This window comes from Citrobacter sp. RHB20-C16 (genome assembly GCF_013890155.1).
Lineage (GTDB): Bacteria > Pseudomonadota > Gammaproteobacteria > Enterobacterales > Enterobacteriaceae > Citrobacter_A > Citrobacter_A amalonaticus.
The window spans coordinates 848,373-867,044 of the sequence record NZ_CP057630.1 but is presented as its reverse complement, the minus strand read 5'-3'; the positions used below and the strand labels follow the sequence as shown (position 1 = coordinate 867,044).

Annotated in this window: 21 protein-coding genes; 5 read left to right on the top strand and 16 right to left on the bottom strand. The window is 53.2% G+C overall.

The genetic code is table 11. The features are described from left to right. Positions 1–9: 9 nt before the first annotated feature. Complete coding sequence (gene gss / locus HVX64_RS04320; RefSeq protein ID WP_044255709.1) at positions 10–1,869, bottom strand: bifunctional glutathionylspermidine amidase/synthase; 1,860 nt, start codon at positions 1,867–1,869, stop codon at positions 10–12. A 195-nt stretch (positions 1,870–2,064) separates the two neighbouring features. Between gss and yghU the strand changes: the two genes are divergently transcribed. Then, positions 2,065–2,931 (top strand): glutathione-dependent disulfide-bond oxidoreductase, encoded by an 867-nt coding sequence (gene yghU / locus HVX64_RS04315; protein ID WP_042998136.1) that lies wholly within the window; start codon positions 2,065–2,067, stop codon positions 2,929–2,931. Positions 2,932–2,981: 50 nt separating this feature from the next. Here yghU and hybG read toward each other — a convergent pair whose 3' ends face one another. The 11 genes from hybG to yghX form a co-directional block, all read right to left on the bottom strand. Further along, a complete protein-coding gene (gene hybG, locus HVX64_RS04310; protein ID WP_042998137.1) occupies positions 2,982–3,230 on the bottom strand; it encodes a hydrogenase maturation factor HybG in 249 nt (82 codons plus the stop codon). A gap of 30 nt (positions 3,231–3,260) precedes the next feature. Further along, positions 3,261–3,602 (bottom strand): hydrogenase maturation nickel metallochaperone HypA, encoded by a 342-nt coding sequence (gene hypA / locus HVX64_RS04305; RefSeq protein WP_042324177.1) that lies wholly within the window; start codon positions 3,600–3,602, stop codon positions 3,261–3,263. Then, entirely contained in the window at positions 3,595–4,083 is a 489-nt protein-coding gene (gene hybE, locus HVX64_RS04300; protein WP_044255712.1) for a hydrogenase-2 assembly chaperone, read from the bottom strand. Before hybE ends, hypA begins: the two co-directional genes overlap by 8 nt. Continuing rightward, the gene (locus HVX64_RS04295; protein WP_042998139.1) at positions 4,076–4,570 is read right to left on the bottom strand and encodes a HyaD/HybD family hydrogenase maturation endopeptidase; all 495 of its coding nucleotides are present in this window, start codon (positions 4,568–4,570) and stop codon (positions 4,076–4,078) included. The genes hybE and HVX64_RS04295 overlap by 8 nt, the downstream gene beginning before the upstream one ends. Continuing rightward, positions 4,570–6,273: a hydrogenase 2 large subunit gene (gene hybC, locus HVX64_RS04290; protein ID WP_042998140.1), complete on the bottom strand. Its 1,704-nt coding sequence runs from the start codon at positions 6,271–6,273 to the stop codon at positions 4,570–4,572. The genes HVX64_RS04295 and hybC overlap by 1 nt, the downstream gene beginning before the upstream one ends. Continuing rightward, complete coding sequence (hybB, locus tag HVX64_RS04285; protein WP_042998141.1) at positions 6,270–7,448, bottom strand: Ni/Fe-hydrogenase cytochrome b subunit; 1,179 nt, start codon at positions 7,446–7,448, stop codon at positions 6,270–6,272. The genes hybC and hybB overlap by 4 nt, the downstream gene beginning before the upstream one ends. Beyond that, the gene (gene hybA, locus HVX64_RS04280) at positions 7,438–8,424 is read right to left on the bottom strand and encodes a hydrogenase 2 operon protein HybA (RefSeq protein WP_042998142.1); all 987 of its coding nucleotides are present in this window, start codon (positions 8,422–8,424) and stop codon (positions 7,438–7,440) included. Before hybA ends, hybB begins: the two co-directional genes overlap by 11 nt. A gap of 2 nt (positions 8,425–8,426) precedes the next feature. Beyond that, positions 8,427–9,545 carry a hydrogenase 2 small subunit gene (gene hybO / locus HVX64_RS04275; protein WP_181825298.1) on the bottom strand — a complete coding sequence of 373 codons (1,119 nt, stop codon included), beginning with the start codon at positions 9,543–9,545 and terminating at the stop codon, positions 8,427–8,429. Positions 9,546–9,734: 189 nt separating this feature from the next. Beyond that, positions 9,735–10,022, bottom strand: coding sequence for a DUF2623 family protein (locus HVX64_RS04270; RefSeq protein WP_042998144.1), 288 nt, complete (start codon positions 10,020–10,022; stop codon positions 9,735–9,737). 84 nt (positions 10,023–10,106) lie between these two features. After that, entirely contained in the window at positions 10,107–11,747 is a 1,641-nt protein-coding gene (locus tag HVX64_RS04265; RefSeq protein ID WP_044255716.1) for a methyl-accepting chemotaxis protein, read from the bottom strand. 194 nt (positions 11,748–11,941) lie between these two features. Further along, positions 11,942–12,826: a YghX family hydrolase gene (gene yghX, locus HVX64_RS04260; RefSeq protein WP_042998146.1), complete on the bottom strand. Its 885-nt coding sequence runs from the start codon at positions 12,824–12,826 to the stop codon at positions 11,942–11,944. 81 nt (positions 12,827–12,907) lie between these two features. Between yghX and HVX64_RS04255 the strand changes: the two genes are divergently transcribed. Beyond that, positions 12,908–13,948: an aldo/keto reductase gene (locus HVX64_RS04255; protein WP_044255719.1), complete on the top strand. Its 1,041-nt coding sequence runs from the start codon at positions 12,908–12,910 to the stop codon at positions 13,946–13,948. Positions 13,949–13,991: 43 nt separating this feature from the next. On the opposite strand, the gene HVX64_RS04250 is transcribed toward HVX64_RS04255, so the two are convergent. Together HVX64_RS04250 and HVX64_RS04245 are read right to left on the bottom strand one after the other, a co-directional pair. Further along, positions 13,992–14,486 carry a TIGR00645 family protein gene (locus tag HVX64_RS04250; protein ID WP_042998148.1) on the bottom strand — a complete coding sequence of 165 codons (495 nt, stop codon included), beginning with the start codon at positions 14,484–14,486 and terminating at the stop codon, positions 13,992–13,994. Between the two features lie 71 nt (positions 14,487–14,557). Continuing rightward, positions 14,558–15,061, bottom strand: coding sequence for a hypothetical protein (locus HVX64_RS04245; RefSeq protein WP_042998149.1), 504 nt, complete (start codon positions 15,059–15,061; stop codon positions 14,558–14,560). Between the two features lie 104 nt (positions 15,062–15,165). Between HVX64_RS04245 and HVX64_RS04240 the strand changes: the two genes are divergently transcribed. Next, the gene (locus HVX64_RS04240) at positions 15,166–15,573 is read left to right on the top strand and encodes a hypothetical protein (protein WP_042998150.1); all 408 of its coding nucleotides are present in this window, start codon (positions 15,166–15,168) and stop codon (positions 15,571–15,573) included. After that, complete coding sequence (locus HVX64_RS04235; protein WP_043001747.1) at positions 15,573–16,004, top strand: hypothetical protein; 432 nt, start codon at positions 15,573–15,575, stop codon at positions 16,002–16,004. The genes HVX64_RS04240 and HVX64_RS04235 overlap by 1 nt, the downstream gene beginning before the upstream one ends. Before the next feature lie 63 nt (positions 16,005–16,067). Here HVX64_RS04235 and exbD read toward each other — a convergent pair whose 3' ends face one another. Together exbD and exbB are read right to left on the bottom strand one after the other, a co-directional pair. After that, complete coding sequence (gene exbD, locus HVX64_RS04230; RefSeq protein ID WP_042324207.1) at positions 16,068–16,493, bottom strand: TonB system transport protein ExbD; 426 nt, start codon at positions 16,491–16,493, stop codon at positions 16,068–16,070. A 6-nt stretch (positions 16,494–16,499) separates the two neighbouring features. Beyond that, the gene (exbB, locus tag HVX64_RS04225; protein WP_044255722.1) at positions 16,500–17,234 is read right to left on the bottom strand and encodes a tol-pal system-associated acyl-CoA thioesterase; all 735 of its coding nucleotides are present in this window, start codon (positions 17,232–17,234) and stop codon (positions 16,500–16,502) included. A gap of 249 nt (positions 17,235–17,483) precedes the next feature. Between exbB and metC the strand changes: the two genes are divergently transcribed. Continuing rightward, positions 17,484–18,671 (top strand): cystathionine beta-lyase, encoded by a 1,188-nt coding sequence (metC, locus tag HVX64_RS04220; protein ID WP_044255725.1) that lies wholly within the window; start codon positions 17,484–17,486, stop codon positions 18,669–18,671. Position 18,672: the final 1 nt, after the last annotated feature.

Sequence of the window (18,672 nt, the reverse complement as noted above, 5' to 3'; positions counted from 1 at the left end):
GCTGAGAGCTCATCCCTTCACCACAATCAACGGTTCAATGTCGCTCTCTTTCTTAATAACCAGCGATTCGTCGCCACGCAGGCAGGTGCCGCCGTAGTTGCCGCCAACGGTAAAAGTGCACACCTGAATATACTTACCGGCAACGTTTGGCAGACACCAAAGCTGCTGATAAATGTTCTTCTGTGCCGCAAATTTCCCGCTGGTTTTGTCCAGCAGTTCTTCCTGATGGCTGACCAGGTCGATATTGCTGCCACAGCGACCCGCAATCGGTTTCACCGCATAACCGGTTTGCGCCAGTTCATCATTGACGACAAAATCGGTATCCAGCAGATAGCGGTGGTGCGGGAAAAGTTGCCACAGGATCGGCAGGATCGCTTTGTTACCCGGGATCACCGTCCACAGCGGCTCAAAGACCAGCACTTCCGGGCGCAGTAGCACATCGATCAACCGCACATCCTGATGGGTATGTCCGGTACGAATCGGCACGGCGGCATACTCGGTTTCGCTGACTTCACGCACCTGCTCAATCGCCGTTTCCCATGCCCAGGTTTTCCAGACGCAGTTCACCAGGCGTCCGTCACCGTCAATGAGTTGTCCGGCATCGTCCCAGCGCAGTTCATCCAGCCCACGCAGGATCTTACTTTCAAACCCGGCCTGATGCAGCGCCTGCTGCATAAACTGGGCATGATAGTTCTCCTCAATATCCTTATCCTGCATGATGTGCACGAATGGACGTGCGTGGCTGTGTTTCCAGGCCCCCGCCAGCTCATTGATCAGGCCTTCCGCCGGGTTATGTCCTTTACCGGTATAGCCTTGCTCCGCCCAGCGTTCGAGGATCAGCCCCGCTTCGGTATGGCACGACGCGGAATCGGCGTTGTATTCGTACACCTTCAGCCCGCGCTCATCCATGCAGAAATCCATACGACCGGTGATCATATGGTGGCGACGGCGCTGCCAGGAGAGGCGCAAACGCGGCCAGAGGATTTTGGGAATGTCGAACAGCGCCAGCAGATTGTCGTCTTTCAGCACCTTGTCTGTAGCGTGCAGATACATCAGATGCAACTCGTTGGTCGCTTTGATCAACTCCTGTTCGGCACTCTCGGTCATCGTGAAATACTGATACGGATCCTGATTGATCACGTGACCGTTCGCTGTCACATAGGCTTTTTGCAGCGGATCCTGTTCATCCAGCCATTTACCGTCAAACTGGCCGTTTTCTTCCAGTCTTGCCGCGCCAATCTTCAGCGAATCATTGGCGATCTCCGGCTGTGGCAGGCTGTGCCGGGTATCGTCGGTCTGGATCATCCAGCCCAGAATAGTAGTGTCGTCAAAGGTGTCTTTCAGGGTATAGCAGCCATTTTCCACCACCATCTCCAGCTCACGCGTCCACTGCTGTCCGGGAGGAAGCGGCGTGTGAATGACGTTCTGCTCGGCAATGCGGATTTTGTTATCCAGCAATTGAGTGATAATCGCGACATGGCCGGTGTCTTTAAATTCTCCGCCTTTCTGCCAGATCAGCAGCGCCCCGGCGACCGGTGCGCGAGGCGACCCGTTAGGAAACGCCTGTAGCGGCAGAATGTTGTCGTTCACCACTTCGCGCAGGAAACGCAACGAGAAAATCTCCCACGCCATGCCGACATCGGTGAACACCGCACCATAATTCAGGAAGAGGAAACGACGCGCGAATTCGACGCACTGCCATTTGTGGCCCATGTATTCGTTGTCGATATAGCTGCGAAACGCGGCGTCATCGTCATAGTCCCGCGGGTCGAGGGAGCTGTAATCTGAAGAGTAGATCGCTACACCACCGGGGGCATAGCCCAATAATGTCCCGAACGGGGCATCCTGACTGGTCGTTCCTTTGCTCATGCACCTTACCTCAAAACTATACAGCTGGGCAGCTTCTGCTTGCCTGCCCTACACCGCCGACCATCATACACCTCAACGCAGCGGGTGCGTGCGCAACAACGAAAAATAGACAGGTGTAAATGTGCCGATCTGTTAAAGGTACGGATGGCGACCTGCTACACTGCTTCAACACAACCACTCAGAAGGCAGGTCAACATGTCAGATAACACTTATCAGCCCGCGAAAGTCTGGACGTGGGAAAAATCCAATGGCGGTGCGTTCGCCAACATCAACCGTCCTGTCTCCGGTCCGACGCACGACAAAACGCTGCCGGTCGGTAAACATCCGCTTCAGCTCTATTCACTGGGTACGCCGAACGGTCAGAAAGTGACGATTATGCTGGAAGAGCTGCTCGCGCAGGGAGTGAGCGGTGCGGAATATGATGCCTGGCTGATTCGCATTGGCGAAGGGGATCAGTTCTCCAGCGGCTTTGTGGAGGTGAATCCCAACTCGAAGATCCCGGCATTGCGCGATCATTCGCAAAATCCACCGGTGCGTGTGTTTGAGTCGGGCTCGATCCTGCTATATCTGGCAGAAAAATATGGTTATTTCCTGCCACAGGATTTAGCAAAACGTACAGAGACATTGAACTGGCTGTTCTGGCTGCAGGGTGCAGCGCCCTTCCTCGGCGGTGGTTTCGGTCATTTCTACCACTACGCGCCGGTGAAGATTGAGTACGCGATCAACCGCTTTACGATGGAAGCCAAACGCCTGCTGGACGTGCTGGATAAACAGCTGGCGAATAACGCTTACGTGGCAGGCGATGAGTACACCATTGCCGATATGGCTATCTGGCCGTGGTTTGGCAACGTGGTGCTGGGCAATGTGTACGATGCGGCAGAATTCCTTGATGCGGGCAACTATAAAAATGTGCAGCGTTGGGCAAAAGAGATAGCGGAACGTCCGGCAGTTAAACGCGGGCGAATCGTGAACCGGACCAACGGACCGTTGAATGAGCAGCTTCATGAACGTCATGATGCCAGCGATTTCGAGACCAATACCGAAGATAAGCGCCAGAATTAACGCTAAAAAATGCCGGACAATGCCGGACAGAACCTATCCGGCATTCACTCTCATGCGCTGGTGACGTCGTACTCCATACGGCGTAGTGCATCCAGCGTGGCTTTGGCTTCTTCTTCATCGATGATGCTCATCGCAAACCCCACATGCACTAACACCCACTGCCCGACCAGTTCCGCAGGACTGCCTTCACAAATCAGCGCAATATTCACATCACGCTTGATGCCGCACACTTCCACCTGCGCAAGCTGGTGAATATCTTCACCGACGGCCAGAACCTGGCCTGGAACGCCTATACACATGTCTGACTCCGCCCCATGTCACATCATAGGTTATTCAACTTCAATACTTTTCACTTTCAGCGAATCGCCGGTATCAACACGCAGTCGGTCGCCATGACAACGCGGACATTGCGCATCGTGTTGGGTGATTTCAACCGCCTGACTGCAATCCCAGCACCATGCCTGCGCCGGTTTGTAATCGATGTGCAATTCACAGCCTTGCGCCACCGTCCCCTGGCAGACAATATCAAAGCTAAAACGTACCGCGCTCTCTTCAACACAGGACAGCGCGCCAATCTCCAGCCACACGCCGGTGACGCGCTTTACGCCATGCTGTTCAGCCTGCTGTTGAATGATTTCAACCGCACTCTGGCAAAGAGACAGCTCATGCATTATGCAAACCCCGACGCCCGAACAGCAGCGCGCGACGGCTTGTCTGCGGCGCATCCGGATCGCTGACCGGCAGCGACAACAGCATGCGCGCGCAGTCATCAGCCAGACGTACGCCCTCTTCAGACGACATACTGTGATTGAGCGGTGACATCAGCGAGCAGGAGAGGTATTGCGATACACCATCCAGTTCGCCCACCGTGAATGTCATCGTGCCATACGGCAGACGCAACCCAAGCTTTTCACTGACTTTACGCACTGGCCAGAGCTGGTCTGGTCCGGGGAAAATCAGCGCGCTCAGCATCCACGGCGTAATCACACATCCCGTCCACTGCCCTTCAAACAATGTAAAGTCAGAGACATACACTGGCATATCAGGATGTAGAAAGGACAGATCGTGCATTGAACGCTGCGCAATCGCTTCAAACGCAGCCTGAACCTGTGCTTTCGGAGCAGTCTGGAACCCGGAAATCTCCTCAGACATGCGTCGCCTCCCGAGGGATCGCTTCAACGCCCGACTCACGCAGCGCAGCCAGAACCTGCGCAAGCGCAGGTTCAATCATCGCTTCAACCGTTGGCGTTAAACCAATGTTCGGCTCCAGCGATTCCGGAATGACGCCAATTAGCGTCAGTTTTTTCGGAAACTCGCCGGTAAAGCGAAGGGCCGACAGAACGTCGGCCAGGCCCAATTGATGCGGGGAGATTTTGTTGGTAAACAGCGCCGGCACTTCATCATCCCGCAGGACCATGATCGTACCCGGGGTGTTTTTTCTCGAGACAATGGCGTCCGCGATGATCAGATGATCCCGGTTCGCCATGTCGCCGAGCAACTCCATACCCGCCGTACCGCCATCGAGGATTTCAACGAAATCCGGCAATTCATATCGCTGCTCTAAGGCTTCAACGATACGAACGCCGATGGCTTCATCGGTCAGCAAAATATTGCCGACCCCTAAGACTAAAATCCGCATTACAGAACCTTCACAGAGACAACTTCGTTCCCGTCAGCGTCAACAACGTGTACCGCACACGCCATACAAGGATCGAAGGAGTGAATAGTACGTACTACTTCAAGCGGTTTTTCCGGATCGGCAATCGGCGTACCTACCAGCGACTGTTCGTACGGACCGACGTCATCGTTGAAGTTACGCGGGCCGGAGTTCCAGGTTGACGGTACAACCGCCTGATAGTTACTGATGATACCGTCTTTAATCACCATCCAGTGAGAAAGCATCCCGCGCGGTGCTTCAAGGAAACCCACACCTTTAAATTCGCCTGTCGCCGGAATATTCGGTTTCACGAACGTGGTGTGGTCACCTTTGCCGATATTGGCAATCAGCGCGCTGTACTGATTCTGCAGGATACCCTGTAGTTCACAGCAGTGAACGGTACGACCAATAATACGCCCCAGCGTAGAGTGCAACTGCGCCACTTCCAGCGTTTTGCCCGTCAGCTTCTGATAAATCGCGATGATTTCATTCAGTTTCGCTTTCGTGGCCTCACGTCCGGACGCCAGTTTAACCAGCATATTCGCCAGCGGCCCCACTTCGACGGTTTTACCGTAGAAGGTCGGAGATTTCACCCATGAATATTTGCCATCATCCGACCAGCCGTTATATTCCGGAATGGTCGTCCCTTCCCACGGTGCCTGCGGAGCTTCGTCTTTATACCAGGCATGTTTGGCGCTCTCCTGGATCCCTTTGATCAGGTACTCGTCGGAGTGAGAGGAGATCGGACGATAGCTCGCCAGATCGGCATTCTCAATATAACCGCCAGGGAACAGGAAGCTGCCGTTTTTACCGTCGGTCGGGAATTCCGGTGCAGCCAGATAGTTAACCGCCCCCTTACCGCGCTCCAGCCATTCTGGATAGAACGCGGCGATAACCGCAGTATCGACCTTGTACACCTGTTCAACAAAGTCGCTCAGCTTGTCGATGAAGGACTTGATGTACATCAGGCGTTCCAGGTTCAGTACGCCCAGACCGTCGAGGTTGATCGGGTTGGCAACACCCCCCACCGCCAGGTTCTGGATGTGCGGCGTTTTACCGCCCAGCAGTGCCACCACGCGGTTAGCATCACGCTGGCATTCCAGCGCCTGCAGATAGTGAGCTACCGCAATCAGGTTCACTTCCGGCGGCAGTTTCATCGCCGGATGTCCCCAGTAACCGTTGGCGAAAATCCCCAACTGGCCGCTGGCGACCAGGTCTTTGATCTTGTTCTGAACTTTCGTGAACTCTTCCGCGCTGTTCAGATGCCAGGTCGACACGCCGTTCAGCATCGCTGACGCTTTTGCCGGATCGGCTTTCAGCGCCGAGGTAATATCCACCCAGTCCAGCGCCGAAAGCTGATAGAAGTGAACGATATGGTCATGAGTGGTATGCGCTGAAAGAATGATGTTACGGATGTATTGTGCGTTAACCGGAACGTCAATGTTCAGCGCGCTTTCTGCCGCACGAACCGAGGAGATCGCGTGCGTAGTCGTACAAACGCCGCAAATACGTTGCACAATCATCCACGCATCACGCGGATCGCGATTTTTCACGATCTCTTCCATGCCGCGCCACATGGTACCGGAGGCCCATGCTTTTGATACAACGCCGTTTTCGATTTCGCAATCGATACGTAAGTGCCCCTCAATACGGGTTACGGGATCAATAGTAATTCTCTGGCTCATGCTTTGCTCGCCTCATGACGATTGTGATCGTTTTGTTTTAAAGGAGGAAGTATCGGCAGTAGACGAATGAGTACGATGTAAGCGCAAATCTCAATAGCCACAAAACCAATAGAAATCAACAGTTCTTCCCAGGTTGGGAAGTAGTGGTAACCGCCGCCTGGATTAAATGCCACCAGCGAATAGGACAGACGCCATGTCGCGCAACCCAGCAGCGCGCTGAGCGCAGACAGGTACAACATGCGTGAATCATTACGCCATTTAGCAACGCGCAGGACGACCAGCGGGAAGACCATCAGCACGACTTCAAGCCAGAACATTGCTGAGTAGAAATCGCCGGCAAAGGCATACGACAGCTTGCCCCGGTAAACCAGCTCACCAAAGCGCAGTACGACAAAAATCGCCAACATCACGCTGATGGTGTTCGTCAACTTGATGAACAGGTTCTTCTCATCCGGGCCTTTTCCTCTCAGGCCAGCCTGAACCAGAGAGCCTTCGAAGATGACGATCGAGAAGCCCATAATAAAGGCGGTCAATACCGAGAACAGCGGCAGCATTTCATAGCTTTGCCACAGCGGATGCACTTTGTAGCCTGCCGAGATCATCAGCGAGCCCATTGAGGACTGGTGCATGGTCGGCAACAGCGCTCCGAGAGCGATGATGAAGAACATCAGCTTATTCAGGCGTTTCAGCGACACCTTCCAGCCCAGACGTTCAAACAACGCAGGGGCAAATTCCAGCGCCATCACCCCAATGTAGATGGTCATACAGACCGCCGTCTCGAACAACACCGAGTTCACGTTGAAGTGACCCGGAATGTAGAAGTACGGCAGGTTCCAGTAACGACCCACATCAATGGTAATCGACAAGCCACCCAGAGAATAACCAAACAGACTCGCCAGCAGCGCCGGACGCACCAGCGGATGGTATTGTCCCCGGTTGAAGACATACACCGCCCATGCCAGCGCCCAACCGCCACAGGCAAAGCCGGTGCCGATTAACAGGTCAAAGGCAATCCAGACGCCCCATGGGAAACCGCCGTTCAGATCGGAGACAGACCCCAATCCAAATACCAGACGCTTCACGATCAGGAGCATACAGAGGATGATTAACGGCCCGAAGATGATGACCGGTTTGCTGATAATTTTGCCGCCCAGCGGTTTAGGATCATGACTCATGATCGTCTCCTCCGTCGTGATGGTCGTTTTTGGTATTACGACGAACCAGCACGGTCAAGCCCGCCAGCACGGCCAGTGGTAGCATCATGCCTTTATACAGGGTGTGTTGAACATGTTCGGAACGCGCGCCGGTTGAAATCTCATCCAGCTTCGGCAGATCCAGATTCTCGTAAGGCACCCCGGTCAGTACCAGCACCTGAGTCCCACCGCCCTCTTTTTCACCGTAAAGATGTGGATAGTACTTCGGCACAGTATGCACGTAGGTATCGCCCGTTTTCAGGGTTTGACGCGGATAGTGGTATTCGCTGCCAGGCTTCAGCGCCAGACGCTTTTGCGCCTCGGCCATCAACTCTTCACGGGTACCAAAAATGACCGCACCGGCAGGACAAACCTCAACACAGCCCGGCAAGCCGCCCTTATCGAGACGCTCAACGCCTTTCTGGTTACACAATTCACATTTGTGAAGCGCACCAAACGGGTTGTTGTAGTCATACTTCGGCACGTTGTACGGACAGGCAACCATGCAGTAACGGCAGCCGGTACAAACGTCTTTGTTGTAATGAACGATGCCGGTTTTCGGATCTTTTTTCAGTGCGGAAACCGGGCAGACGGAAACGCAGTTGGGATCGACGCAGTGCATACATTGTTTCTTGATGTATGCATAGCCGTTCTCTTCCTGATCTTTATTCACGCCTGTACCGCTACGCCACACCTGAATGATGTTATTGGTGTACGGCGACAGTTTGTCGTTGTTCGACCAGGTCTGCTCCCCTTCCGGGTTACGCGCCGGGAAGTTGATATCCTGACACTTGGTCACACAGGCCTGACAGCCCACGCACAGCGTCGAGTCATACAACATACCCAGAGAACCGGGGATGGGCGGGCGATTTTCTGCAGCCGCGTGGCTGATAGACGGCGCAGCGCCTAACAGCAACGCCCCGCCGGAGGCTGCTTTGATAAAGTTACGTCTGTTCACGGTTATTCTCCCCGTGAGTCAGCGTTATCTTTCTTTTGCTGACGCCCCAGTTCACGTACCGCTATCACGCTGACGCCGGCCACCAGACCGACAACGCCGCCAAGCAACCCAATAGCGCCGGCAGAAATGTTGCCGCCCTCTTTCATGTTCACATCAGGTTTTTCGGAGCGGGGTGTCTGATTTTCCACGTGAGCAAGTTGGTGAATGCCCTTATGGAAACCAACGCCTTCTTCGTTGCAGCCGTAGCATGGGTGACCAATCGCCACCGGCCAGACGCCGCCAACGTCGCAAAATTGCAGTGTGGAGCAGTTGCCCCAGGTCTCAGGCCCTTTACAGCCGAGGTGGTAGAGGCACCAGCCTTCGCGGTGACCTTCATCGCCGAACTCTTTCGCAAAGCGACCCGCATCGAAGTGCGGACGACGTTCGCAGTGCTCGTGAATCAGGCGGCCATAAGCGAAGGTCGGACGGTTTTTCGCATCCAGCTTCGGCGGCTTGCCCCAGGTGATGATATGGGCGACGGTCGCCAGGAAGTTATGCGGGTTCGGCGGACAGCCCGGAATGTTGATGATGGTTTTACCCGGCAGAACTTCCTGCAGGCCAACCGCACCGGTCGGGTTCACGCCAGCAGCGGCGACGCCGCCCCATGCAGCGCAGGAACCGATAGCGATAATTGCCGCCGCGCCTTCTGCCGCTTTGCGGATATGATCCACAATGGGCTCACCGGCAACCATGCAGTAAATACCGTTATCTTTTAGCGGGATGGAACCATCAACGACCAACACATACTGCCCTTTGTATTTCTCGAGCGCATTGTGTTTGTTCTCTTCAACCTGGTGGCCGAAGGCGGCGGAAAGCACCTCATGGTATTCCAGAGAGATGGTCTCCAGGACAAGGTTTTCTACCGTAGGGTGGGTCGCGCGAAGCAGGGATTCGGTACAGCCCGTGCATTCCTGAGCACCAATCCAGACAACCGGCGGGCGCTGCGGACGGGATACCGACTCAGCCATTTCGGCGGCGGCTTTGCTGCTAAGCCCCATTGTGGCGGCGAGTGCTGCACAAAGCTTCATGAAATCACGGCGGTTGACGCCATGGGAATTGATGAGAGTGTTATCTCCAGTCATTTTATAGTTATTCCGTTACGAAGACCTGGCTCTTATTTTGCATCAATCGCAAAACCGTAACTGCGATCGGTGCGCCATTTACCACACTTTTGTTATGGTTATGTAGTCTATGATACTGCGAGGGGATACTAAAACGAAGGGAATAGCCGGTAGTGTAATTAATTAAAGCAAGATAATACCCCCTTTGGATCAACCTTCGAGTCGATAGCCGGCCATAAAAAAACGAATCGTGATGCTGGACTGATTTTCCCGAAAGAAATCCATCACCATTTCTTTATCTAACCCATAGCGACGCGTCAGGATCCCCGCTTCCCAGGCGCTGAGTTGCCTGTCGCCGGTTTTTTCAAACATGCGATGCGAGAATCCTAGTACGAAGCCACGTTTATAATCCGAACAAAATTTCGCTACGTTTCGGGCGCTGTCAGCCTGCGTGGCGTTTAATCCGGCCATCAGACCCTTGCCAAAATGATTATTCATGACCTCTCCTTAATCGCTATACAATAAATTATATAGCGATATTTTAAGCAAAGGCCAGAGGGTTCAGCGACTTTTTACTGGGCCTTAGAATGCCACCCATTCATCGCCTGCCGCTGTGGGAGTCGGGCGTCGCTGCCCGGCGGGAGCGGCACCTTTTCCGGGGAGACTGGAGGCGTCATTTTGCGATAACCGGAACTGTTGCACAGAACGTTGTAAATCTTCCGTTTGTCTCTCCAGCGCCGCAGCCGCGGCGGAAACCTGCTCCACCAGCGCGGCGTTTTGCTGCGTAACGCCATCCATCTGAGTAATCGCAACGCCCACCTGCGAAATCCCTTTGCTCTGTTCTTCAGACGCCGAGGCAATTTGTTTCATGATGGTGTTCACTTCCGTCACGCCACGCAGGAGCGCCTCCATCGTTGAGCCGGTATCCTTCACCAGCGTCGCGCCGTGGTCGACGCGGCGCACGGATTCGGCAATCAGTGTTTCAATCTCTTTTGCCGCGTTTGCACTGCGGCTTGCCAGATTACGCACTTCACCTGCGACGACGGCAAATCCACGCCCTTGCTCACCCGCACGCGCCGCTTCGACCGCAGCGTTCAATGCAAGAATGTTGGTCTGGAAGGCAATGCTATTGATGACGGTCGTAATTTCCGCAATCTGCTTCGAGCTGGCGGAAATTCCGTCCATGGTCTCGACCACTTCGGACACCAGCGAACCGCCTTTTCCTGCTGTGCGTGATGCCGCATCAGCCAGAAGACTTGCCTGACGGGCGTTATCCGCATTCAGTTTCACCGTTGCGGTGAGCTGCTCCATGCTGGCAGCCGTCTCTTCCAGCGCCGCAGCCTGCTCTTCCGTTCGCGATGAAAGATCGTTGTTGCCGCTGGAGATTTCAGTGGCGCCGCGCCAGATATTATCGCTGCCAGAACGGATAGTATTCACGGCGTCGCGCAGACTGTCCTGCATCGCCCGTAATAAAGGCACTAATTGGCCGACGCAGTTGCGGCCAATATCGTCAATCGGCTGACTGAGATCGCCCTGAGCAATCTGGCGAAACTGTTGGCGGATCCGCGCCAGCGGTTTCACCAGCATGGTCACCAGATAGCGATCGGTGAAGAAGAGAATTGCAATGCCCAGGATCACCGCGCCAATGATTAGGGTACGGATGATCGACGTTTTGCCATCTACCATGACGCGGGTTTGATCGAGCATCACACCTGCGGCCTTATTAAAGCGTTCTGCACTGGCACCAAACGCCCGGCTCAACGCAGGCGTCACATTATTCGCCTGCTCACTCCATGCACTCTGCGTGCCCTGCTGCGCCAGTTGCATTTGCGGCGTGACGCCTTTATCGAGCAGATCCTGCCAGCTCGCCAGCACCGCAGCGGCAACCTCAGGATCCATCGGCCCTGGCGAGAGCGTTTTCATTTCCTGCAACTTTTTGCTCATGTTATCCAGCGCCTGCTGCACGGGAGCGAAATCCGGCGTGCCGCCACTGGCTTTCAACTCCATCGCACGACTGAGGCGGGTAACAAAGCGGAAATATTGATCGTTGCCCTGGCTGAGCACCGTCATCTGGCGAACAAGATGGCGATCGACTTCGTTGCCTTCTGACACTTTTGACAGCGCGTGAACGCTATATAATCCCACTCCTGACCAGAGAAGACAAAAGACGCCCAGTATTGTCAGCATGACAAGACGAATGGTGAAGTTTTGCAAAAGTCGCATAGATATATCCTTGCCATATTAAAGGGATTCGCCATCTGGCGAGACTCACCTTCGTTATCGGCAAAGAGTGAAGAATATATACTTACTTTTAGTTTTTTTACTCTCGCAAACAATATCCTTGGTCGCTGTATACATATAAAAGATAATGAAAAATGCCAGCAGTATTAATCAATCGTTTATTTTCCTTTTTTTTATCATAAATATTTATCAAACCATCCCAACGTTCGTTTCCATGCTAATTCGGCGGCAGCCTCGTCATATCGCGGTGTGGAATCATTATGAAATCCGTGGTTTACACCGGGATAGATCCAGGCTTCATAGACCTTATTGTTGGCCTTCAGCGCGGCTTCATAGGCGGGCCAGCCTTCATTGATATTTTTATCCAGCGCCGCGTAGTGCAGTAGGATCGGCGCTTTTATCTTCGGCACATCCGCAGCGGCAGGCTGGCGACCATAAAACGGCACCGCACACGCCAGTTCAGGATAGGCCACGGCAGCGGCATTTGAGACGCCACCGCCGTAACAAAATCCGGTGATCCCCACTTTCCCGCTGGCGTCCGGGTGTTGCTTCATAAACTCGACGGCAGCGAAAAAGTCATTCATCAGCTTTGTCGGATCCACTTTCTGCTGCAAGACCTTCCCTTCTTCATCATTTCCTGGATAGCCACCTACCGAGCTTAAACCGTCGGGCGCCAGCGCAATGTAGCCCGCTTTTGCTACCCGCCTTGCAACATCTTCAATATAAGGATTCAGCCCCCGGTTCTCATGCACCACCACCACGGCGGAGACCTTGTCCGTTGTGTTGGCCGGTTTCACCAGATACCCGCGCACGCTGCCATGACCGTTTGGTGACGGATAATGAATATACTCAGGCAATATATCGGGATCGGTAAATTTCACCTGTTCCGCCAGCGCGTAGTTGGGCTTGAGCATATTGAAGAGCGCCAGCGCCGTCACCCCGCCAACGGCGTACTTTGCCGCAAGATTGAGGAACTCCCGTTTTGAGATTTTCCCGTGGGCGTAGTAGTCATAATAATCGAGTAATTCTTGCGGAAAATCTTTGGCTGTCAGACGCGTCATCGCATATCTCCGGGATTTGTGATTCTATAAGCATAGAATGAAAACGCTGTTTCGAAAATTCATCACAAGAAAGGAGACATCATGTCCTGGAACGCCTCCCCTGACCGCTATGAGAATATGCAGTACCGCTACTGCGGTAACAGCGGCCTCCAACTGCCTGCGCTATCGCTCGGTCTGTGGCACAACTTCGGTCACGTACAAGCCCTCGACTCGCAGCGCGCACTGTTGCGAAAAGCCTTTGATTTAGGCATTACTCACTTTGATTTAGCCAATAACTATGGGCCGCCTCCGGGCAGCGCCGAAGAAAATTTCGGGCGTCTGCTGCGCGAAGACTTTGCCCAGTATCGTGATGAACTGATTATTTCGACCAAAGCCGGTTACGACATGTGGCCAGGTCCTTATGGTTCCGGCGGCTCGCGTAAATACCTGCTCGCCAGTCTCGATCAGAGCCTGAAACGGATGGGCCTGGATTACGTCGATATTTTCTATTCTCATCGCGTGGACGAAAACACGCCGATGGAAGAGACGGCGTCTGCGCTGGCACACGCTGTGCAAAGTGGGAAAGCGCTGTATGTTGGTATTTCGTCATACTCGCCGGAGCGGACACAAAAAATGGCTGAGCTTTTGCGCGAATGGAAGATCCCGCTGCTGATCCATCAGCCCTCTTATAACCTGCTGAACCGCTGGGTGGATAAAAGCGGTTTGCTGGATACGTTGAAAGCCAATGGCGTGGGCTGCATCGCCTTTACGCCACTGGCGCAGGGATTGCTCACCGGGAAGTATTTGAACGGCATTCCGGACGGTTCACGTATGCAGCGCGAAGGGAAGAAAGTGCGCGGTCTGACTGAGAATATGCTGACGGAAGCTAACCTCAGCAGTCTGCGTCTGCTTAATAAGATGGCGCAACAGCGCGGTCAGTCAATGGCGCAAATGGCGCTTAGCTGGCTGCTGAAAGACGATCGCGTCACTTCCGTGCTGATTGGCGCAAGCCGCCCGGAGCAACTGGAAGAAAACGTTCAGGCGTTGCAAAATTTGTCGTTCACCACAGAAGAATTGACGCAGATTGATAAGCATGTCGCTGACGGCCAACTGAACCTCTGGCAGGCATCGTCCGATAAGTAACGTTCAGCGCCGGGTAGCGTTAAGGGCTGCCCGGCCTGTTCTGTCAGTGCTTATGGCGGTTTAACCGGTCGAGGCAGCCCATCAAAAACGCCGACAAGACGAAAGTGAGATGGATAATGACGTACCACATCAGCTTGTTATCCGGCACGTTTTTCGCATCCATAAATACACGCAACAGATGAATGGAAGAGATAGCAACAATCGAGGCCGCAACTTTGTTTTTCAGTGAGGTCGCATCCATCTTCCCCAGCCAGTTCAGTTTTTCCCGTCCCTCAGCGATATCGAGTTGCGAGACGAAATTCTCATAGCCGGAAAACATCACCATTACCAGCAGTCCCCCGACCAGCGTCATATCCACCAGGGACAGCAGCACCAGAATCAGGTCAGCTTCTGCCATCGAAAAGACATTGGGCAGAACATGAAAAATTTCCTGAAAGAATTTTAGCGCCAGCGCAACCAACGCCAGCGACAAACCAAAGTAGACCGGGGCCAGCAGCCAGCGAGACGCATACATAACGTTTTCGAGAAAGCGTTCCATAAATTCCTGTGATGTTGCAAAAACCGGGCGACAGTATATCCCAATTGCGCAACATCAGATCAACATCCTCCTTAAACTTCGTCGGGATTGATCCACGGGCGCTGATACTCGGGCCACACCAGCGCCACCAGCGATGGATACGCCTCGACGCTAAACTCCCGGAAGCACTGGCGTAAGTTCAGCACATCGAGATCGGAATGGGGAACTTTTTCGCCGTTGAGACAGCGTTTTTTTATCGTGTCGTAGTATTTATACACCGCTGAATTGAGATCGCTGCAGCGTCGCTGGGCGTCAAACAGTCCTGGCGTGTCATTCAATTGCGCCATCGTCATGCGTTTTATTGTTGCGTGAAGGAAATCAATATATTCGTGATTGACGCGCCAGTACCATACCGGTGTAATAGCATTCATCAGCGCGGAGAAATGGTCCTCCCCCTCTTCTTTAGTCAGCGGTATTGATTGAGTCTCAGAGGGCAGTTCTTCAGCGTTGCGCGGTTTATTAAACTCGCGCATTAATAAAAGCACGCCGCCGGTCAACAATAGCAAGGTAATGACAGAATAAAAAATACTGTTCATAGAATGACTCCATTTTTTTTGATTCTAAAATTACCCCATGTTATTGTCAACGCGACCTGCCAAATAAAAATAACTATACATTTGATATTAAAGGATATTGTGACATGCTGCCTGAGCACCTTGTCCCACCGCGTTTTCATCTGTCAGCGTCAGGTCAGACGGAAGAAACAGTAGAAAATAATGATAATTTTACTCAGGGAAAAACAACCCTCAGTGATTATGAGGCCGATATCTTAATTAGCACAACCGCCACCGGGCAATCTAAAAATATCCTACTCGAAGAACGTGACCGTCATTTTAAAGAACGTCTTGAGCGGGTAGCGAAAATTGAGACTTTCGCTCGGGTTATTAATGCGTTACAGGCTGAAGGCGATATCGATGCCCAGACCTTAAGTAAAATAATCACTGAAATGACCACGCATATAAATGAAAACGGCAACGAAATTTGGCTTAACTTAATTACCCGGGAGAAAGACTCACCCCTTTTCTATTCTCTGGACGACGAACAATGATTAAAGATGTTGAAGATAACAATGTCTATTTGGCTTTAGATGAGAATAAAAGCGATCAATTTATCTTAAAGCAGAATCTTGCCGCACTCATCGCCAATAAAAATGCGGTCCTCGAAAGCGTGGCGCAAGAAGTGACTTCTATTCCTGCGGCGCTGGTTCGTCTGAAATGGCAAAACCGGCGGGAAATATACGCGCTTCAGGTGAAGGAAGAGATTTATGGCGCGGCGATCAACGCCATTATCAAACAGAACCCGGCGCTGGGTGACAAAATCATGGCGCGACTGGAGAGCACCTGGCAGCATTTGCTGGCTCGTGAGACCGCCACGCTGCGACTGACGCGCAAACTGGCCGAAGGAAACACCCGCACGATTACCATCACTACCGTTGCGCTCAATGAACGTCAGGTGCAAACCCGGCGCGATGGGCAATAAAAAAGCCGGGTAGCGATAACGCCGTACCCGGCCTTTCTTTCATTGTGCCCATGGCGACAACGATTATTTCGCTTTCGCGACCTCTTCGCCGACCAGACCGATCTTCAGATAACCAGCCTGATGCAGCGTGTCCATCACCTTCATCAGGGTTTCATAGTCGACGGTTTTATCCGCACGGAAGAAGATCGTGGTGTCTTTCTTCCCTTCGGTCAGCGCGTTCAGTTCTGCCACCATGGTCTCGTCCGTCACCGGATCGTTACCAATGAACATGCTGTTGTCCGCTTTGACCGACAGATAAACCGGTTTTTCCGGACGCGGTTGCGGCGTACTGGAGGACGCGGGCAGATTGACCTTCACATCCACTGTCGCCAGCGGCGCAGCCACCATAAAGATGATCAGCAGTACCAGCATAACGTCGATAAACGGCGTCACGTTGATTTCATGCATTTCACCGTTATCGTCCAGATTTTCATTAAGACGCATTGCCATGAAACATTACCCTACACGTAATTTCTGCGCGGTACGCACCGGACGGGCAGATGCGCTTGCATCCAGATCCAGGTCGCGGCTTTGCAGTAACAGCACCTGTGCCGCTACATCGCCCAGCATCGCTTTAAGACCGCCAATCTGACGGGCAAAGATGTTATAGATAACCACCGCAGGAATGGCCGCAACCAAACCGATGGCTGTCGCCAGCAGCGCTTCAGCAATACCGGGGGCGACGACGGCGAGGTTAGTGGTCTGCGTTTGTGCAATCCCGATGAAACTGTTCATGATACCCCAGACCGTACCGAAGAGACCGACAAATGGCGAAATCGCCCCGATGGTCGCCAGGTAGCCATTTCCGCGCCCCATCTGACGTCCCGCTGCCGCAACGCGACGCTCCAGACGAAAACCGGTACGCTCTTTAATGCCTTCGTTGTCTTCACTGCCCTGGGACAGTTCCAGTTCGTTCTGCGCTTCATTGAGCAATTGGGTGCTTAAGCTATTGGCGCCAAAGTTTGCTGCGATATCGCTTGCCTGATCCAGAGAGCGGGCGTCCGCCAACAGCTGATGTTCGCGTTTAAGCCGACGCTTCAGGGAGAAGAACTCAACGCTCTTACTGAAGAAGATAGCCCAGGTGACCACTGACGCCAGAATCAGACCAATCATCACGCACTTAACCACGATATCGGCGTGCTGATACATACCCCAGACGGAAAGATCCGTCTGCATCAAATTATTACCCACTCTGTATCTCCAGGACGCAAATCACAAATTCTGAGCGTAATAATATCAAAACGACGTCGAATTGATAGTCGTTCTCATTACTATTTACATAGTGCCGCACCTTTGGTTTCTTTTCCTTGCGCTTACGCAGTAAAACGTCACGGGAGGCGATTTTGATAAAATATTGTGCTTTATCCCGTTCCTGGGGATGCGCATTTTTCCATTCGTGATAGTTTAGACGTCCAGACGTATAAAAACAGGAAACCCAACATGGCAGATAAACAACTGGACACCCGACTGGTCGGCGCAGGGCGCAGTAAAAAATACACGCTGGGCTCAGTGAATAGTGTGATTCAGCGCGCTTCTTCGCTGGTTTTTGAAACGGTCGAAGCCAAAAAGCACGCCACCCGCAACCGCGCCAACGGCGAACTTTTTTACGGGCGCCGCGGCACATTAACCCATTTCTCGCTGCAGGAAGCGATGTGTGAACTCGAAGGCGGCGCTGGCTGTGCGCTCTTCCCCTGCGGCGCGGCGGCCGTCGCCAATACGATTCTGGCTTTTGTCGAACAGGGCGATCACGTGCTGATGACCAATACGGCCTATGAGCCGAGCCAGGATTTCTGCACCAAAATCCTCGGCAAACTGGGTGTGACCACTGGCTGGTTCGATCCGCTGATTGGCGCTGACATAGTTAAGCATCTTCAGCCCAACACCAAAGTCGTTTTCCTCGAGTCTCCGGGTTCCGTGACCATGGAAGTCCACGACGTCCCGGCAATTGTCGCCGCTGTCAGACGCGTTGTGCCGGACGCCATCATTATGATCGATAACACCTGGGCGGCGGGCATATTGTTTAAAGCCCTCGACTTCGGTGTTGATATTTCGATTCAGGCTGGGACCAAGTACCTGATTGGTCACTCGGATGCCATGGTCGGTACCGCCGTTTCGAACGCCCGCTGTTGGGATCAACTGCGCGAGAATGCCTATTTGATGGGACAAATGGTCGATGCCGATACGGCCTATATGACCAGCCGCGGGCTGCGCACCCTGGGCGTGCGTCTGCGCCAGCATCATGAAAGCAGTCTGAAAATTGCCGAATGGCTGGCAGCCCATCCACAGGTCGCGCGGGTCAATCATCCGGCGTTACCAGGCAGTAAAGGACACGAATTCTGGAAACGTGACTTTACGGGGAGCAGCGGCTTGTTCTCGTTTGTGCTGAATAAAAAGCTCAATAATGACGAGCTGTCCGCTTATCTGGATCACTTCAGCCTCTTCAGCATGGCCTATTCGTGGGGCGGTTTTGAGTCGCTGATTCTGGCCAATCAGCCTGAACAGATTGCAGAAATTCGCCCGGAAGGGGGTGTGGATTTCAGCGGCACACTGATTCGTCTCCACATTGGTTTAGAGAATGTTGACGATCTGATTGCAGATTTAGCCGCCGGATTTTCCCGCCTCGTGTAAA

Coding starts and splice junctions, on each gene's coding strand:
- gss (WP_044255709.1), bottom strand. CDS start 1,869: ATGAGCAAAGGAACGACCAGTCAGGATGCCCCGTTCGGGACATTATTG.
- yghU (WP_042998136.1), top strand. CDS start 2,065: ATGTCAGATAACACTTATCAGCCCGCGAAAGTCTGGACGTGGGAAAAA.
- hybG (WP_042998137.1), bottom strand. CDS start 3,230: ATGTGTATAGGCGTTCCAGGCCAGGTTCTGGCCGTCGGTGAAGATATT.
- hypA (WP_042324177.1), bottom strand. CDS start 3,602: ATGCATGAGCTGTCTCTTTGCCAGAGTGCGGTTGAAATCATTCAACAG.
- hybE (WP_044255712.1), bottom strand. CDS start 4,083: ATGTCTGAGGAGATTTCCGGGTTCCAGACTGCTCCGAAAGCACAGGTT.
- HVX64_RS04295 (WP_042998139.1), bottom strand. CDS start 4,570: ATGCGGATTTTAGTCTTAGGGGTCGGCAATATTTTGCTGACCGATGAA.
- hybC (WP_042998140.1), bottom strand. CDS start 6,273: ATGAGCCAGAGAATTACTATTGATCCCGTAACCCGTATTGAGGGGCAC.
- hybB (WP_042998141.1), bottom strand. CDS start 7,448: ATGAGTCATGATCCTAAACCGCTGGGCGGCAAAATTATCAGCAAACCG.
- hybO (WP_181825298.1), bottom strand. CDS start 9,545: ATGACTGGAGATAACACTCTCATCAATTCCCATGGCGTCAACCGCCGT.
- HVX64_RS04270 (WP_042998144.1), bottom strand. CDS start 10,022: ATGAATAATCATTTTGGCAAGGGTCTGATGGCCGGATTAAACGCCACG.
- HVX64_RS04265 (WP_044255716.1), bottom strand. CDS start 11,747: ATGCGACTTTTGCAAAACTTCACCATTCGTCTTGTCATGCTGACAATA.
- yghX (WP_042998146.1), bottom strand. CDS start 12,826: ATGACGCGTCTGACAGCCAAAGATTTTCCGCAAGAATTACTCGATTAT.
- HVX64_RS04255 (WP_044255719.1), top strand. CDS start 12,908: ATGTCCTGGAACGCCTCCCCTGACCGCTATGAGAATATGCAGTACCGC.
- HVX64_RS04250 (WP_042998148.1), bottom strand. CDS start 14,486: ATGGAACGCTTTCTCGAAAACGTTATGTATGCGTCTCGCTGGCTGCTG.
- HVX64_RS04245 (WP_042998149.1), bottom strand. CDS start 15,061: ATGAACAGTATTTTTTATTCTGTCATTACCTTGCTATTGTTGACCGGC.
- HVX64_RS04240 (WP_042998150.1), top strand. CDS start 15,166: ATGCTGCCTGAGCACCTTGTCCCACCGCGTTTTCATCTGTCAGCGTCA.
- exbD (WP_042324207.1), bottom strand. CDS start 16,493: ATGGCAATGCGTCTTAATGAAAATCTGGACGATAACGGTGAAATGCAT.
- metC (WP_044255725.1), top strand. CDS start 17,484: ATGGCAGATAAACAACTGGACACCCGACTGGTCGGCGCAGGGCGCAGT.